This is a genomic window from Ensifer adhaerens, assembly GCF_028993555.1.
Lineage (GTDB): Bacteria > Pseudomonadota > Alphaproteobacteria > Rhizobiales > Rhizobiaceae > Ensifer > Ensifer adhaerens_I.
Genome location: NZ_CP118610.1, coordinates 715,706 through 732,154 on the forward strand (window position 1 = coordinate 715,706; position 16,449 = coordinate 732,154).

General features: G+C 61.8%; 18 protein-coding genes. 10 read left to right on the plus strand and 8 right to left on the minus strand.

Annotated elements, in window-relative coordinates:
- The first annotated feature begins 6 nt into the window (after positions 1–6).
- Entirely contained in the window at positions 7–417 is a 411-nt protein-coding gene (locus PWG15_RS03395) for a winged helix-turn-helix transcriptional regulator (RefSeq protein WP_275023099.1), read from the plus strand.
- A 3-nt stretch (positions 418–420) separates the two neighbouring features.
- Here PWG15_RS03395 and PWG15_RS03400 read toward each other — a convergent pair whose 3' ends face one another.
- Complete coding sequence (locus tag PWG15_RS03400) at positions 421–1,341, minus strand: LysR family transcriptional regulator (protein ID WP_275023100.1); 921 nt, start codon at positions 1,339–1,341, stop codon at positions 421–423.
- 148 nt (positions 1,342–1,489) lie between these two features.
- On the opposite strand from PWG15_RS03400, the gene PWG15_RS03405 reads away from it, so the two are divergent.
- Positions 1,490–1,762 (plus strand): DUF2798 domain-containing protein, encoded by a 273-nt coding sequence (locus PWG15_RS03405; RefSeq protein WP_275023101.1) that lies wholly within the window; start codon positions 1,490–1,492, stop codon positions 1,760–1,762.
- Between the two features lie 449 nt (positions 1,763–2,211).
- Complete coding sequence (locus PWG15_RS03410; RefSeq protein WP_275023102.1) at positions 2,212–2,874, plus strand: class I SAM-dependent methyltransferase; 663 nt, start codon at positions 2,212–2,214, stop codon at positions 2,872–2,874.
- Positions 2,875–2,933: 59 nt separating this feature from the next.
- Here PWG15_RS03410 and PWG15_RS03415 read toward each other — a convergent pair whose 3' ends face one another.
- Positions 2,934–5,093, minus strand: a complete 2,160-nt coding sequence (locus PWG15_RS03415) for an inverse autotransporter beta domain-containing protein (protein WP_275023103.1) — start codon at positions 5,091–5,093, stop codon at positions 2,934–2,936.
- Positions 5,094–5,313: 220 nt separating this feature from the next.
- A complete protein-coding gene (locus PWG15_RS03420; RefSeq protein ID WP_275023104.1) occupies positions 5,314–6,153 on the minus strand; it encodes an SDR family oxidoreductase in 840 nt (279 codons plus the stop codon).
- Between the two features lie 132 nt (positions 6,154–6,285).
- Between PWG15_RS03420 and PWG15_RS03425 the strand changes: the two genes are divergently transcribed.
- Positions 6,286–6,642 (plus strand): winged helix-turn-helix transcriptional regulator, encoded by a 357-nt coding sequence (locus PWG15_RS03425; protein WP_275023105.1) that lies wholly within the window; start codon positions 6,286–6,288, stop codon positions 6,640–6,642.
- A gap of 55 nt (positions 6,643–6,697) precedes the next feature.
- Here PWG15_RS03425 and PWG15_RS03430 read toward each other — a convergent pair whose 3' ends face one another.
- Positions 6,698–7,561, minus strand: coding sequence for a VOC family protein (locus tag PWG15_RS03430; RefSeq protein WP_275023106.1), 864 nt, complete (start codon positions 7,559–7,561; stop codon positions 6,698–6,700).
- Positions 7,562–7,866: 305 nt separating this feature from the next.
- Between PWG15_RS03430 and PWG15_RS03435 the strand changes: the two genes are divergently transcribed.
- Positions 7,867–8,289 (plus strand): universal stress protein, encoded by a 423-nt coding sequence (locus PWG15_RS03435; RefSeq protein WP_275023107.1) that lies wholly within the window; start codon positions 7,867–7,869, stop codon positions 8,287–8,289.
- A gap of 62 nt (positions 8,290–8,351) precedes the next feature.
- Positions 8,352–8,696 (plus strand): TraR/DksA family transcriptional regulator, encoded by a 345-nt coding sequence (locus PWG15_RS03440; protein WP_275023108.1) that lies wholly within the window; start codon positions 8,352–8,354, stop codon positions 8,694–8,696.
- A 44-nt stretch (positions 8,697–8,740) separates the two neighbouring features.
- On the opposite strand, the gene PWG15_RS03445 is transcribed toward PWG15_RS03440, so the two are convergent.
- Positions 8,741–9,196 (minus strand): GNAT family N-acetyltransferase, encoded by a 456-nt coding sequence (locus PWG15_RS03445; RefSeq protein ID WP_275023109.1) that lies wholly within the window; start codon positions 9,194–9,196, stop codon positions 8,741–8,743.
- Positions 9,197–9,435: 239 nt separating this feature from the next.
- On the opposite strand from PWG15_RS03445, the gene trhA reads away from it, so the two are divergent.
- Entirely contained in the window at positions 9,436–10,092 is a 657-nt protein-coding gene (trhA, locus tag PWG15_RS03450) for a PAQR family membrane homeostasis protein TrhA (protein WP_275023110.1), read from the plus strand.
- A gap of 6 nt (positions 10,093–10,098) precedes the next feature.
- Here trhA and PWG15_RS03455 read toward each other — a convergent pair whose 3' ends face one another.
- From PWG15_RS03455 to PWG15_RS03465, 3 genes are all read right to left on the minus strand, one after another.
- Positions 10,099–10,623, minus strand: coding sequence for a hypothetical protein (locus tag PWG15_RS03455; RefSeq protein WP_275023111.1), 525 nt, complete (start codon positions 10,621–10,623; stop codon positions 10,099–10,101).
- Positions 10,624–10,733: 110 nt separating this feature from the next.
- Positions 10,734–11,141, minus strand: a complete 408-nt coding sequence (gene msrB, locus PWG15_RS03460; protein ID WP_275023112.1) for a peptide-methionine (R)-S-oxide reductase MsrB — start codon at positions 11,139–11,141, stop codon at positions 10,734–10,736.
- A gap of 96 nt (positions 11,142–11,237) precedes the next feature.
- On the minus strand, positions 11,238–12,830 hold the full coding sequence (locus tag PWG15_RS03465; RefSeq protein WP_275023113.1) for an EAL domain-containing protein: 1,593 nt from the start codon (positions 12,828–12,830) through the stop codon (positions 11,238–11,240).
- Positions 12,831–13,291: 461 nt separating this feature from the next.
- On the opposite strand from PWG15_RS03465, the gene PWG15_RS03470 reads away from it, so the two are divergent.
- Genes PWG15_RS03470 through PWG15_RS03480 form a run of 3 tightly spaced genes read left to right on the plus strand, consistent with a single transcriptional unit; the run spans position 13,292 to position 16,445 of the window.
- The gene (locus tag PWG15_RS03470; protein WP_275023114.1) at positions 13,292–15,652 is read left to right on the plus strand and encodes a putative monovalent cation/H+ antiporter subunit A; all 2,361 of its coding nucleotides are present in this window, start codon (positions 13,292–13,294) and stop codon (positions 15,650–15,652) included.
- A complete protein-coding gene (locus PWG15_RS03475; protein WP_057250427.1) occupies positions 15,649–16,068 on the plus strand; it encodes a Na(+)/H(+) antiporter subunit B in 420 nt (139 codons plus the stop codon). Before PWG15_RS03470 ends, PWG15_RS03475 begins: the two co-directional genes overlap by 4 nt.
- On the plus strand, positions 16,068–16,445 hold the full coding sequence (locus PWG15_RS03480) for a Na+/H+ antiporter subunit C (RefSeq protein ID WP_275023115.1): 378 nt from the start codon (positions 16,068–16,070) through the stop codon (positions 16,443–16,445). Before PWG15_RS03475 ends, PWG15_RS03480 begins: the two co-directional genes overlap by 1 nt.
- The last annotated feature ends 4 nt before the right edge of the window (positions 16,446–16,449 follow it).

Here is a 16,449-nt window from a genome sequence, read left to right on the forward strand (position 1 = left end):
TTGGCGATGAGCTTGAAAATTCGGAAAAATCGGGCACCGGCCTTGCCGCCCACTTGTCCGGTCGGCGAGTGCATGGTGCTGCTCGGTGGCGCCTGGACGCCGAACATCCTCTGGTCCTTGAGCGCCGGCCCGCGCCGCTTCAGCGAACTCAGGGGCGATGTCCCCGGCATTTCGGCAAAAGTGCTGAGCACGCGATTGAAGGAACTGGAGGACAAGGGGGCGGTCGAACGGCGGATCATGGCGACATCGCCGCCTTCGGTCGAGTACAGCCTGAGCGAACTCGGCGAGGAGTTCATTCCGGCGATCCACGCCATCGTCGAGGTCGGCTACCGGCTGAAGCAACGGCGTGCGGCCGAGCAGTTGCATGGGGATCGCGCGGCGCCGAATGCCGCACCTGCCACCACCGTCAGCAGGTGAAGCCTACCAACGCCCTTTCAGTGATTGCACGGCGTGCTCGATGAACGCCCGGACTTTCGGCGTTTCCGCCTGGCGGTCGGCAAAACAGGCGTAGAAATCGAAGGGCTCGTGGTCGGTGTTGGCCACCCCCTCGCGTGGCACGCCGCCAAACAACGGCACGACCAGGCCGCGCTCGATCAGCGGCGCAGCGATGAAGGCCCCGAGGCGGGTAATGCCGGCGCCGGCGATCGCCATTTCGGCGAGCGTGTCGATGTCGTTGCTGACGATCGTCGCCTTCAGTTCCGGCTCGAAGCGCAGGCCGTCGCGGGTAAACGCCCAGCGAAAGATGCGGCCGTGTCCCGCATAGCGGTAGACGAGGCAATCGTGGTGGATGAGGTCCTCCGGCCGTTGCGGACGGCCGCGCCGCTCCAGGTAGGATGGCGCCGCGCAGATGATCATCGGCACCGACGCAAGCTTGCGGGCGATCAGGCCCTGTTCCAGCTGCAGACCGAAGCGCACGCTGATGTCGATCCCTTCGCCGATATGGTCGATCTCCCTGTCGGTGACGACGAGTTCGATCGAGACATCGGGATACTTTGCCGCGAAGGACGGCACCAGGGGTGCCACGACATGACGGCCGAAGGCGACAGATGAGGCGATCTTGAGGGAACCGCGCGGCTCGGCATTGAGCGCGGAGACGGCGGCAGCGGCGAGTTCCAGTTCATGAACGACGCCGCGCACCCGCTCGTAATAGATCCGGCCGCTCTCGGTGAGGCCGAGCTGGCGCGTGGTTCGGCTGAGCAACCGGCTGCCGAGCGTTCGCTCCAGGCGTGCGATGTTCTGGCTCGCGGAAGCGGGCGTGATCCCAAGCTTTCGCGCCGCCGCGGCGATGCTGCCTTCTTCGACGCTCCTGACGAAACTCTCGACCCCGCGCAAAGTGTCCATAATGCTATCCATCGAATTAAGATTGCTATTCGATGGTTTTGGCTAATTCTGAACAAGGCTGCAATGGCCTACTTCGCCGGTGCGTGATCCGTATAGTGCGATCCGAAGCGAGGGGGTGATCCCCTCGGTCATTGCCGGAGATTTGCCCATGGAAGAAACGCTGTCCGCCCCGCGGATCGCCCGCAGCCGCAAGCTGCCATCACGCGCCGCCCCCATCGCCTTTGCCTTCTTCATGTCGGCAATCATGGCGTTCCTGATGTCCTGCGTCATCGTCGGCGCCAATACCGGCATTGACGCCGGCTACCCCGCACGCGTGTTGAGCGCCTACGCGCTGGCGATGCCCGTCGCCTTCGTCTGCGTGCTTTTCGTGCGCCCGTTCGTCGCCAGGCTCGTCGGTTCCGTTTGCCGCCTGCCGGCTTGAACAAGCCGCGTCCCGGGATGTCCGGGACGGGCACCCTGGCGCGTGCCCGTCGTCACCTCGATGAGGTCTCTCGGCACGTTCACGTGCAATCGTGGCGCAGGGCCGCGCGGTGCGCGCGACCTGGTGCCAGATCTGGCATGATCCGCAGCGCAACGGGAACTGGCAGGAAGGCTGGGTTTACGGCAAGTTCATCCGGCCTGCGCACTTCTGAAATACGGCCTGCTTGAATGAACTGGAGGGGACGATCTGCGACGGCCGCGGCGATAAACCTTGGGCGTGGCTGGCAAACAACATCCTCCGAAGACGTGCTCATGTAAAACGCACCCGTAAGTTCGATCGGGGGTCGGGATATCGTGAACAATACTTATGGCAGACTTGCCTCTCATGTTTATAATTTAGACAAATATATTGGAAAATCCTTCGGCGACGTAGAGTACTATCGAGCACGGTTGGAGGGCTGTTCTGGGCCGATCCTCGAACCCGCCGTCGGCAATGGTCGCGCGCTGATCCCGTTGCTGGAGGCTGGATTCGATGTCTCCGGTTTCGACGCTTCACAGGATATGCTCGACTATTGCCAGGCCCAATGTGCAGAGCGCGGGCTTGCCCCGACGCTGTCGCGCCAGACCTTCGAAACCTTCTCTTACGGACAGCGATTTGATGCGATCGTTGTGCCCGCCGGTTCCCTACAATTGATCGCCGACCATGCGTCAGCGAGCGCGGTGCTGAGACGTTTCCGCGATCACCTGACGCCCGGTGGACGCCTGATCTTCGATCTCTATCCGAGCGACATGGTCGAGAACTTGCAGCCCAATATCCGAAGCTGGCAGACGGAGGCGGGTGACCTGCTGACCTTGACCAGCCAGCGGGTCAAGACCGATATCATCGCCCAAACAACGGTTTCGCATCTGCGTTACGACCTCTGGCAGGCGGGGCGGCTGGCCTTGAGCGAACTGGAATTCTTCACCATGCGCTGGTGGGGCATTCAGGAAATGATGCTCACGCTACAGGCGGCCGGTTTCGCCGATATCGTCGTTTCCGGCGACTATGCCTTCGGTCGCGCGCCGCGCGATGGCGACCATGTCGTCACCTTCGAGTGCTGCCAAGCAGGGTAGGCCAACCCGATCAGACAAGCGAGAAGCCACGCCCGGTTGCCTGGGCGTGGCTTGCGCGTTCAGCGGCAACGCGCCACGGCATTGCCCTGGTCGAGCTTGGTGCCGTTCACGGTCAACACGGAACCTGGCGACTGGGTGATCGTTCCGGCCGACCAGCCATTGTCGAGCAGGCAATCCTTCGGCGTGTTGGTGACCGTGACGTTGCCCGTGATGTCTTCGGTCGGACCTGAGAAGTAGAGGCCCGCCTTGCCGGCCTTGTCGACCGTCATGTTCTTCAGCAAGACGTCGCGCACCGGACCGCCCAGGAACTCGTACTCGTTACCGTAGATGTAGGCGCCATAGGTGCCGGCATTGGTGACGGCTACGTCCTCAAGGGAAATGCCGGAGACCGGATTGAAGAAGATGCCGGCGTTGCGGGTGCCGTCGATCTTCAGGCCCTTCACGTTGACATTGGCGGTCGTCGCATCGAGGTTCGGGCTGGAAACAAGCATCAGGCCGTTGATGCCGCCCATGAGCTGCATGTCGTTGATGGCGACGTTCGAGGTACCCTGGAGCACGACGAGATCCATGTCGCGATCCTGCTTGGAGTTGTCGACCGTGACGCGATCGAGTTTGACATCCTTGCCGGCCACCAGCAGCACGCCTTCGCGGCGGGAGTTGCTGATCGTCACGTTGTCGAGCGTGACGTTTTCCGTGCCGGTGACCAGTTCATAGTCTGTCCGGCCGACTTTCCTGAACTCGCCGCCGGCAAAGACCCCATAGGTGACCTTGTCGATGGTCGTGTCGCGCACCGTGACATTGCGGCTGCCGACGGAACTGATCGCCGCATAGGGCGCCTTGTTCGGATTGTAGATCGAGAACTCGCAGGTCGTATTGTTTTCGCAGACGTAGAGGTCGTGGACACGGCTGTCCCGAACCAGAGCGCCATTGACCCGGGTGAAGCGGATGCCGTCATGGCTGGTGGCGGCAATATCGACGTCGTCGACGGTAACATCAGCAGCGTCGGTTGCCGAAATGCCGGCGAGGCCGCCGCGCACCGAAAGCTGCGAGATGGTGCTGCCGGACGCCATGGTGATCACGTCCTGGGCCGGGTTGTAGCCGGTGATCGTGGTGGCGGCGCCCTGATTGACGAAGGTTGCGGTTGCGCCGCTGCGCGCGCCACGCACGGCGATTGCGCCGCCGCCACCCAGGAGCGTCTGGCCGTTGCCGAGCGCAAGCGTGCGGTCTAGCGCGAGGTCCCCGTCGGCAAGGATCAGTGCATCGGCGCCGGCGGCCGCAATCAGCGTATTGACCGCACTGGCATTGCCGGAGGCCGAGGAAACGGTGACGACCCGACCGGGCGCACGGTCGGTGTCGGCGAACTGTGCTGTTTCGATGTCGCCGGAGGCGCCGGCATGGGTGCGGATCTTTGACGCGCGCTCGACGCGTTGCGTCATCGGGTCGAAGGCGTTGCTGGTCGAACCGGTTGCGCCGAACGGGATGCGCAGCCGCGCCATGACGGCGCCCTTCAGCTTGTCCTCATTGTCATAGGTGCCGGTGACGCCGAGAGAAACGGTCGAGCCTTCGGACAGACCGGGCAGATCGGCGAAGGTCAGCTCCGCACGCAGCTTGGCACCGAACATGTCGTCGAGGTTGCGGCCGCCATACCAGTGGCTGCCGCCAAAGACCTTGAGCTGTACCTTGGAGTCATCCTCGAACACCGGCAGCCGGCCGCCGATTTCGGCGTCGATGCCGCGCCGCGCTCGTTCCTTGCCCTCCTGGAAGACCAGTACATGATCGCGCACATAGGCGGCATTGAAGGCGCTGAGTGTCTTGGCGCCGGTCAGCGGCAGGTAGAAGTTGCTGCGCATTTCGAGGTCGCCGCTCAACGCCTCGAGGCCGAGGGACAGCTGGCTGAAGGAGTTGCCATAGCTGCTCTTCAGATAATCGTAATAGCCATAAGCACCGATCACCCACTGATCATTGGCGCGAAAGCGATAGCCCGCACCGATCGAACCCTGACGGACGGAGTCATTTTCAATCGCTCCGCGTGTATCTATGAAAATCGCATTGCCCGAATCGAGCACGAAGGGCAGGAAGAAGCCGCCACTGGCGCCAGAGCCGCCGCTGAAGAAGCCGCCTTCGATCTCCGCCTGCGGGCGGAAGTCAACGGCCAGTGCAGGGCTTGAAAGCAGGGTGCTGCTTGCCAGGGCAGTCATAAAAATGTTTTTGTTTTTCATATCATTAACTCCGCATATATGTGACCTTGGGCGAGGCCACTCGGGCATGCGGTTAAGATATGTGAGTAAAATACTCAAGTTTATTGATCGACGAAGAAGCGGCTATCCAGCGACGTGTTGACGCAGGCCCCCAATGATCTTCATTTGCAACTTTAGGAATATATAGCGCGCGTTCGGCATGCCACCCGCCAGTCGGCGGGCGGGGGCGAACAAATGGTGGTTAGGCTTTGAGCGCCGCGATGTTGTCCTTGGCGTAGGTCTCCACACTGCGCGGTTCGTGGCCCGTCAACGCCTTCACGTCGCCAGTCGGTCTGGCGACCCAGCCTTCGCGCACCGGATAGAAGATGGAGGCGAGGAAACGGGCGTAGTCCGCCGGCACGCTTGCACCTGTCAGAATGCCGACGAAAGTGTCGTCGTCGACCGGTGCATAGGCGATCGGCTTGCCGGTGACGCGCGAAAGAATCGCGGCGGCTTCGTCGTAGCTCAAGGCTTCCGGGCCGGTGAGATTGTAGGCGCGACCGTTGAAGGCGTCGCTTGTCAGCGCGGCTACCACGCATTCCGCGATGTCGCGCGTATCGATGAAGCTTGTCTTGCCCTCGGCCGCAGGGACCGCGATGGCGCCATGTCGGATGCCTTCGATCCAGTAGGTCTGGAAATTGTCGGAGAACCAGTTTGGCCGCAGGATGACGAAGGGAGTACCGGTCTTTTCGAGCTGCAATTCAAGCTGACGATAGGGGATCTTGTCGTCCGCATCGACGCCGATGACGGTCATCAGCACGATCTTGATGCCGCGGGCGGCGGCCGCGGAGATGATCGGGCTGAGCAGCCCTGCCGGGTCGAGGTACCCGCCAGGTGTCAGCACAAAGACTCGGTCGACGCCATCGAGTGCAGGCCCAAAGGTCGCGGCGTCCTGGTAGTCGAAGGCAACGGCTTCGGCGCCTTCGACCGGCGTCGCTTTGCGGGATGCTGCCTTGACCGCTTCCCCGGCTGCGATCAACGCGCGCACCACCTTGCTCCCGATCGTTCCATTCGCCCCGAGAATCAGAATCTTGCCTGCCATCTTCATGCTCCTTAGTATCAAAATGAAACCATATTGCGGATGGATACTAGATATAAGCGCCGAAAAATGCTGTAAAGGAGGCAGTTTTTGGTGCCATGGTTTCCGACCGGAAACCGCCATGGGGAGTGCCTTATGGAATACGACGTCTATGTTCAGACCTGCCCGACCCGCTTGATGCTGGACCGGCTTGCCGACAAATGGGCGGTCCTGGTGCTCGGCAGGCTCAACGAACAGCCGGTGCGTTTCAACCAGCTGAAGCGCGAGATCGACGGCATTTCGCAGAAGGTGCTGTCTCAGGTTCTGAAGATGCTGGAGCGCGATGGCCTCGTCAGCCGCAGCGTCTATGCGACCGTGCCGGTGACCGTCGAATATGCGATCACGCCGCTTGGCCGCACGTTGACGTCGACCGTCGCCGCCCTGACGCGCTGGGCCGAAGACAACATCGAGGCGGTGCTGGAGGCGCAGCAAAAATACGACCGCAGCGCCTGAGGCGGCTGCGGCCGACGAGTTGCCGCAGATTCGTCTGCGGCCCGGGAGCGAGAGGTCAGGCGACCAGCTTGAGGCCGATGCCCCAGGGGTCGATGAGGCTGTAGCCATCGCCGGCGCGATCGACCGGAATTTCCAGCGCATCGAGCCTGGCAACCGCCTGAGCGAGTTCGGCCGGATCCTTGAACTGGATTGTGTAGTTCGAAAGCCCGGTCATATGGCCCTCGCGCTTCGGCGCGCCGCGCGAGTTCCAGATATTGGCCGCGACATGGTGGTGGTACCTGCCCGAACCGAAGAAGCTGGCCCCCGGATAGCGTGCCATCAGCCCAAGTCCCAGCACATCGCGGAAGAACGCATCGGCTTCGGGGATGTTGGAGACCTGCAGATGGATATGGCCAATGGCAGTTCCATCGGCCATGCCGTCCCAATTGTCCTTGGGCGCTTCGTCATAGAGCGCCTGTAGATTGAGCGGCAGCGTGTCCATGCCAACGGTGCCGTCGGGCTTGAAGCTCCATTCGGAGCGCGGCCGGTCGCGATACACCTCGATGCCGTTGCCCTCGGGGTCGGCAAGGTAGATCGCTTCGCTGACCAGATGATCGGAGGCACCTTGCAGCCGGATGTTGTTGTGAGCAGCATGAGCCAGCCAGCGGCCGAGTTCCTTGCGGTTCGGCACGAGAAAGGCGTTGTGGAAGAGACCGGGAGCATTGCGGGGTGCCCTGGCGGCGTTGCCTTCGGTCGTCAAGGTGAGGAGCGGCCGGCCGGCGACGCCGAGCGTCTCGCCGTTTTTGCTCGTTTCGATCGGCTTCAAGCCCATGATCTTCTGGTACCAGGCCGAAGCAACGGGGAGATCCTGGACGACCAGATGCGCATGATCGACATGTGCCGGCATGGCAAGGGCGTGGTCGGTCGGGGTATCCGTCATGTCTGCCTCCTTGGGCGTCGAAACTGCAGCCGGTGTGCCGGCCCAGTTTCGTTGAAACTGTTGCTCGGAATATGGGCCGGCTCGTCCGTTCACGGAAGACTGTCAGTCGTTTGATGTTGTGTTCGATGAGCGTTGACAGTGCTTGCCGTCGCCCTACCTCAATTTGAGTAGGGTCACGCGAGCGCGGCGCTTTCGATTTGATTTCAATCAAAGCCGGGAAAGCGGTCGAGGCGCAATCTCCAGACGAGGGATTGGCCCGCCACATCTGGTGCGGCGATCCGTGAGGGCAACAGAAGGAGTGCAGCATGTATAAGAAGATCATCGTCCCGATCGCCATGGATCAGCTCGAGCACGGCGAATCTGTGCTGGGCATCGCCGAGAAGCTGATCGATGAAGGGGGCGAGATTGTCCTGCTCAACGTCGTCGAGGATCTGAATGCCTATGCGCAGGGCTATATGATCGTCGATTTCCCGTTGGAGATGGTCGAGGAATCCCGCAAGCAGGCGAAAAAGACCCTCGATGACATGAAGACCAAGCATGGGATCAACGGCCGTGTCGAAATTCGCACCGGCGGCGCTGCCGGTACCATCAACGCCTTCGCCAGCGAAGAGAATGCCGATCTGGTGATCATCGCCTCCCACCGGCCGGGCCTGATCGATTACTTCATCGGATCGACCGCAAGCCGCGTGGTCAGCCATTGCCCCTGCGCCGTACTCGTCGACCGGTAACCTACCAACAATAAGAGCGGCTGCGGCGCGAGCTTGCGCCGCCACCGCCGAGGAGTCTTCAGATGGACAAGTTTGCGCTTGACGATTTTCGCAACCGCCTCACCCACCGCAAGGAGGAGTTGCAGGGGCGACTGGTCAAGATCGAGCACGATCTCGATGAGCCCATGAACGCCGATGTTCCGGATCGCGTGACCGAACGGGAAGGCGACGAGGTGCTGGAAGGCCTCGGTCTTGCCGGGCAGGAGGAAATCCGCGCGATCGACGCGGCACTCGACCGGATCGCCGCGGGCACCTTCGGTACCTGCGTCCGCTGCGGCCTGCCGATTTCGCAAGCGCGCCTGCAAGCTGTTCCCCATGCTCCGCTCTGTCAGGAATGTGCGGCGGAAGTTGCCGGCAGCGCAAGGTGAACCGTCGAGCGATCGCCGCTGCGCTGGCCGCGGCGATCGGATCGCTATCTTAGTTCCAGCTTCAGCCTCGGCAGGAAGCGCCCCGGGATTACGGTCGATGCAATGACGCCGTCATCGACCGCGCCCATGCGGCGATAGAAATCGGCAGCGCCCGGGTCGGCATCGATCGTCATGACCGTGGCGCCGCGGTTGAGCGCCGCTTCGACACACCAGGCAAACAGGCTGCGGCCAATGCCAACGGCGCGCGCATCCGGATCGATGAAGAGCTTGTCGAGTTCGGCGATCTCGCCTTCGGAGCGAACCTGCGCCAGACCAAGGATCCGCTCGCCATCGACGGCAATCTGCAGGTCCGAATCCTTCCAGTCTTCGGCCGTCAGCGTCAGCGCCGGACGGCAGGCCTCCAGGAAGGCGGCATCATATCCCCAGACGGCTTTCGACCGCAGGCAGAGCGCGCTGAGCGCGGCCGCCTGTTCGTGCTCCGGGGTGCGCAAGACTGACATGGGTTCTCCTCCCGATCGGCGTCATCCTGTGAGCCCATGTGGCCATTGTCGGGCGCGCGAACAAGGCCTCACGCACTTGGCTGGCATGTGATGCCGTTGTTGTAATGCGTTGCAAAAGTTGATGCTTTCGCCGCGCCACCCTGTCTTTGCGGCGGCTCGGGGCTGTGGCAGGATAACGGAGATGGCGCGACAGCTGCGAGCGTGCCGAGAAAAAGACAGAGACCCGGGAGAGGGATCGCGTGGAATTCGCTGGCGTCAAATGGAACTATGACCGCTCGGAGCTGATTGCCGACGGCATCGTGCACGGCATCGGTCTTGCCGCAGCGCTCGTCGGCGTCACCGCATTGATCTTCTATGCGACGCTTTGGAGCACCAGCGGCCAGCTCGCGGCCGCCGCCGTCTACGGGGCAGGGCTGCTTGCGACGCTGTCGATCTCGTTTCTCTATAATCTCTATCCGGTCTCGCGGACCAAATGGTTCCTGCGCCGCTTTGACCATTCCTCGATCTTCATCCTGATCGCCGCGACCTATACGCCGTTCCTGCAGCGTGGCCTGGACGACCCGTTCCTGTTCGTGATGCTGATCGGCATCTGGGCGATCGCAGCGCTTGGCGTTGCGATCAAGTGCCTTTTCCCCGGCCGGTTCGACCGGTTGGCGATCCTGCTCTATCTCGCCATGGGCTGGAGCGGTGTGCTCGCCGTCGGGCCGCTTCTGTCGGCACTGACGGCAACGACGCTGGTGTTGATCCTGATCGGCGGCATCATCTATTCCGCCGGCGTGATTTTTCATGTCTGGGAAAGGCTGCGCTTCCAGAACGCGATCTGGCACGGCTTCGTCGTGACCGGTGCGGCTGTTCATTATTCGGCGGTGCTGACCTGCTTCAGCGCCGCGGCCTGAGCCTGGTCAGTTCGGCGCTTCGCCCGCAACAGCAGCGACAGGCGGATGCTGACAGCCTTCCGATGGCCTGAGGGCCTCCGCCATGCGCGAGATCACGCCGTCGAAACTGGTCAGCCGGCTCTTGCGGTATTGCAGGCGGAAATAGGCGGCGCTGCCGTCGCAGAGCGCGATGGCGCGCGTGTAGAACACTTCTTCGCCACGGACTCCCGAAAAGCTCGCCCAGGCCGCTGTCACCCGTGAATAGGCGATCCGCCAGTCGCTTTCGCGCTCGAATCCGATGCGCTCGTTCACGTCAGTCTCGAAGTCGCCGTCCAGCAATGTGCTGCCGAACACTGACAGGCTCGCGCCATTGTCGTTGGCATGAAAGCTCGCGCCATCGCCATTGTCGCCCTGGCTCTGCAATTCGAAACCAGGAGGAATATCGAGCACGTAGCCGAAACGAGCATTGGCATAGGACACCCAATCCTCAGCGGCCGACGTCGTCACAGTTGACGCGAGCAGGAGCGTGAATGCAGTCAGGATGCGCAGCATGCGGACCTCCTCTCGCTTGCTCGACCCAAAGCCTAGATAGCGCGGCTGCGGCGCGGGGCCTGTTCCTAGTGGAACAGCAGACCCCATGCCACTCCTTCCGCGCGTCAGTGTCAATCCTCGGTAAACGTCATCGCATGGCCATTGAGGCAGTAGCGAAGACCCGTCGGCGGTGGGCCGTCCGGGAAGACGTGGCCGAGATGCGCATCGCAATCAGCACAGCGGATCTCCGTACGCACCATGAAGTGGGAGCGGTCCTCGATCTCGCGGATCGCCTTGTCGTCAATCGCCGCGAAATAGCTCGGCCAGCCGCAGCCGGAATCGAACTTCGTATCCGAGCGGAAGAGGGCTCGGCCGCAGCACACGCATTCATAGGTGCCGGTATGCTTGTTGTTCAGGAAAGGGCCGGTGAACGGACGCTCGGTACCTTGCTGTCGGGTGATGCGGTATTGCTCCGGCGAGAGCATGGCCCGCCATTCCGCATCGGTCTTCACCACCTTGGGCGTCTTAACGGTCGTCATGAAAATTCTCCTGTCGTTGCGGCGACTATATAGGAATGCTGCCGGAAGCGCGCAATTCACGTTGCGGTCTGGCCTTGCGATTGGCGGCGCCCGGCGTCAGGCGATCTCGCGGCGGATTACCGTCGGGCCTGCACCGCGCCGGCGCTTGCTGTTGTTGTAGAAGGTGATGAATTCCGCTGCGGGCAACGCCTTGGAGAACAGCCAGCCCTGGCCATATTGTACGCCGCGTTCGACCAGGTAATCGGCCTGCTCCTGTCGTTCGATGCCCTCGGCGACGATGTAGAGATCGAGCGACTTGGCAATGTCGATGATGTGCGGCGTGATCGAACTGGTTGCAGAGTCCGTTCCGATCGTGTCGATGAAGGATTTGTCGATCTTCAGTGCATCGAGCGGAAGCTCCTGCAGGTATTGCAGGCTTGAGTAGCCGGTGCCGAAATCGTCAATCGCCACGGAGTGACCGCGCCGGCGGGCCTCCTCAATCGTTGCGCGGGCCGATTTCACGTCCATGAAACCCCGTTCGGTCGCTTCCAGCCAGATCTGCTGGGGCATTATGCCGGTTTTTTCCAGCGCCGCCTCGATCACCGGCAGGATGCGCCCCGATTTGATGTCGTCGGCGGCAAGGTTGACCGCAATGTGTAGCGAACGATCCGCAAGGAGGACCGCTTTCAGCTCGGCTATCGTGGCAAAGATGACTTGGTCGGTGATTTCTTCGATCAGGCCATTCTCCTCCGCCAATGGTATGAAGTGATCGGGGCGGACCATTTGCCCGTCAGGTCGCCGCCAGCGCACCAGCGCTTCGGCGCCGACGCAGATACCGGTCTTCAGTTCGATGAGTGGCTGATAATGGACGATGAATTCGCGCCGCTGAACGGCGATCGAGAGCTCTCCGAGCGGCGAAAGGCGACGCCGCGACAGCCAGACGACGAGGCCGACCATTCCTGCCGCGACCAGCGCCCCACCGGGTAGAAGCAACAGGCGTTCCCGATCCATGTCGTTGAAAATGGCGATACTGGGGGCACTCGCAACGGCGATCCAATTTGCGCCCCGCGAAGTTGCGAACAGGTCGTCGGCGTTGCTGCCGGTTTGGGGAAGCTCCGCGAGCCGGGCCGTCAGCGACGCATCAGGATTGTTCAGAGTGCCGATGAGGACGCCATTTTTGGTGGCCACTGCAAGCCGCGTACCGGGTTCCGCAATCACGTCGACGAATCGAGCCGGATTGGTCAGCGCGGTGTAGGAGCGATAGCGAAACGCCGTCATGGGCGCGCCGGTACTGATCGTCGGATACGTCCGCGGGATGACTTCGACGCCGTTGCTCGCGAAGAAATCGGCGGGCGTGGAGCGGGTGAGACGGCGCGGCGGATAGCCCCACGACGTGCATCTCAGCAGCCCGTTCTCGAAATAGCCGATGTCTTCGATGGAGGTTGTGTTGACGACGAGGGAGCGCAGCGCCGCGATATGCGTTGCCATGCACGGCGGCATGTCGAACCGGTCGGCGGCTTTCAGGGCCCGGGAGGCTTCCTCGAGCGCCGCATCGGCGCGCATGATCGCGTAGTCGGCAAGACGGGAAAGCCGTGTCTGCTCGCTGCGTACCGCAATCGACCAGGAAAGATAATAGGCCGCCAGCATCGGCAGGATCGCGCCGAGTGCAGCCAGGATACTGGCGATGACGACTATGCGAGATCGTTCCAAGCAAGCCTCGCCCGTGATCGTTGTGTTGTTCAGTTCATGCTGCTTGCGGCAGAAAGACGCTCGATGAGCCGCAGTCTGGCGGTTCACAGATATCGTCGAAGGCAGACGTTCCGATCAGTTGTTGGTTTCCGCCGATTCGGCGCTTCAGGCTTCGTATTATTTTGAATTGAAGAAGCCTTTACGTACAACTACCACGTCTTATTGTCCCGATCCTAGGACGTTCGATCCTGCTGCGACGGCAACTGAATATTTTGCTAACAGCATTTTAATTGTTGGCGGCCGCCGACGCATGAAACGAACGAATCTGATAGTGCTTGGACTGCTGCGTCCGATATCCGAAGCGACTTAACGGCACATAACGCCGATTTTACCTGGATAAGGCTTGAGGCGCCATAACCCTTCTTTTATGTCGGGTCTTCGATTGATTGTATGGTGAAAATATAAAGGAGCAGGCCAGGACGATGGATGTTGCGGCCCTGACATTTCTGGCTCTCGCACTGCCTTTCGTGGGGGCTTTGGTCGCGCCGCTGCTCACGCGTCTTCTCGGGCACAATGCAGCCTGGGTTCTGGCACTCTTTCCGGCAGCCATTGTCCTGCATTTCACCCGCTTCTGGCCCGAAGTGGCCAAAGGCGAAGTGGTCACCGGCGGCTATGCCTGGGTACCTTCGTTCAATGTCAGCTTTTCCTGGTTGATCGATGGTCTGTCGCTGACCTTCGTGCTCCTGATCGCCGGCATCGGCATGCTGATCGTGCTCTATTCCGGCGGTTACCTGAAAGGCCATCCGCAGCAGGGACGGTTCTTCTCGTTCATCCTGATGTTCATGGGATCGATGCTCGGGCTTGTCGTGTCTGACAGCTTCCTGATGCTGTTCGTCTTCTGGGAACTGACTTCGATCACGTCATTCCTGCTGATCGGCTTCGACCATTCGCGCGAAGCCGCAAGGCGCGCGGCGCTTCAGGCATTGGTCGTGACCGGAGGGGGCGGCCTGTTCCTGCTCGCCGGACTTCTGATCATCTGGAATGTCAGCGGCGTCACCCAGCTTTCACTGCTCATGGCCTTTGGCGCCGAGATGCGCGAGAGCCCGTTCTACCTTGCCGCGCTCATCCTTGTTCTGGGTGGCGCTTTCACCAAGTCGGCGCAGTTTCCGTTCCATTTCTGGCTGCCGAACGCGATGGAAGCGCCAACGCCCGTCTCGGCCTACCTGCATTCGGCGACCATGGTGAAGGCCGGCGTCTATCTGTTGATGCGGCTCAATCCCGTTTTCGGCGGCACGCCCGAATGGCAGATCCTGCTGCCCCTCTTCGGCGGCACCACCCTCGTCATCGGCGCGGCCCTTGCCTGCCGCCAGAACGACCTGAAGCTGATGCTCGCCTATACGACCATGGCATCGCTCGGCCTGCTCGTCATGCTGACCGGCCTCGGCTTTCCGCATGCGATTGAGGCGGCGGCGCTCTATCTCGTCGCACATTCCCTGTTCAAGGGCGCCCTTTTCATGGTCGCTGGCATCATCGACCATGAGACCGGCACGCGCGACGTGACCAGGCTCGCAGGCTTGCGTTCTGCCATGCCGCTCACCTTCGTCATTGCGCTTGCAGCGGCATTCTCGATGGGCGGCCTGTTTCCCTTTTTCGGCTTCATCGCCAAGGAGGAGATCTACTATGCACTATCCGGCTTCGATCGCCGCTCCATGGTCTTTGCGGCAATCGCAATCCTCGGCAATGCGCTTATGTTTGCGGTCGCCTTTGCCGTTGCCCTGAAGCCGTTCATCGGGGCGAAGGTCCAGACGCCGAAGGCAGCGCACGAGGCGCCGCTGCTGCTCTGGCTCGGGCCGGCGCTGCTCGCCGCCAAGGGGCTTTCCGCCGCCCTTCTCTCGGGGCTGACGCACGAGCTCGTGTCGACGCCGATGGCATCGGCGATCGCAGGGGAACCGCGGACGGTCACGATATCCGTCGTTCCGCATGTCGGGGTGCCCTTGGCCATGTCGATCGCGACCGTGTTGATCGGGATCGTTTTCTACCTCAAGCTGGATCGCCTGCGTGCCTTCATCGCCGCGATCCTTGCCGATATCGGCTGGGGGCCGGACCGCGGTTTCGACCAGTTCATCCGTGGGCTCGTTCGGTTTTCCGTCTGGCTGACGCGCCGGCTGCAATCCGGCCGCCTCGACGTCTACATGACGGCCACCTTCGTCCTGGTTGCCTTCGTGCTGCTGGTCGTTCCGCTCACCTATGGCGAACTACCGCGCGCGCCGTTCTTTGCACCCGACGTACCACTGCATGAGCTTGCGATCATGGCCATTGCGGTCATCGGTCTCGTTGCCGTCGTGCTCGCGCCCGATCGGCTGACGGCGATCGTCTCGCTCGGCATCCAGGGTTTTGCCGTTGCCGTCATCTTCCTGCTCTATGGCGCGCCGGACCTTGCCTTCACCCAGTTCATGATCGAGACGCTGTCGGTCGTGGTGCTGGCGCTGGTGATGACGCGGCTCAGGCTCTCGCCGTCCGACCATCGGCCGCTTGCCCAGAAAGTCCCGGATTTTGCCATTGCACTCGCCTGCGGCCTCGGCTTCGGCTTGATGTTGCTGAAAGCGACGGGCGTTCCTTTTGACGCCACGCTCACGGAATTCTTCAATCTCTATTCGAAATCGATCGCGCACGGCGCCAATGTCGTGAATGTCATCATCGTCGATTTCCGCGGTACGGACACACTGGGTGAGATTGCCGTGGTGATGGTCACCGGTCTTGCCATCCTGTCGCTGGTCCGGTTGAGGGCCGGTTCTCTCCGCCGTATCGCCGACAACGATCCGGATGCGGAGGAACGCGCATGAAGTCGGTGATCTTCCGGGCCGTCGCCCCGTTTCTCACCAGCCTGATGGTGCTGTTTTCGATCTTCGTGCTGCTTCGCGGCCACAACGAGCCCGGCGGCGGCTTCATCGGTGGGTTGATCGCGGTGTCGGCGTTGGCGATCTACGGCATCGCCTGCGGTGTCGAGACCGTGCGCCGGGCGATCTACTTCCACCCGATGGCAATTGCCGGCGCTGGACTTTTCGCAGCGACGGTCGCCGGCCTGATTTCGATTGCCGCCCGGGTCCCCTTCATGACCGGTCTCTGGATCTATCCCTCGGTTCTTGGCCTGGAGGTTCCGCTCTCGACGGTGATGCTGTTTGACTGCGGCGTCTATCTCGTCGTCGTCGGGGCGATCAGCTCGATTGCGCTTTCGCTCGAAGAGCGGGGAGGCGAGTGATGGAAGCCTGGTTCGCGCTGCTCGTCAGTATCTTCTTCACGGTTGCCGTCTACCTGCTGCTGTCGAAATCCATCATCCGGGTGCTGCTTGGTGTTGCCATTCTCGGCAATGCCGTCAACCTGCTGATCTTCACCGGCGGGCGGCTGACACGCGGCGTGCCGCCGGTCATCCCCGGCCATCAGGATGCGCTCACGGGACCGGCCGCAAACGCCTTGCCGCAGGCGCTGATCCTGACGGCAATCGTCATCTCCTTCTCCTTCTTCGCTTTCCTGCTGGTTCTGGCCTGGCGCGCCTACGAGGAGCTGCAAACCGACAATACCGACGAGATGCGCGTCGCCGAGCCGAAAGACGAGCCGGCTCCGCCGCTTGGATACTGACCGA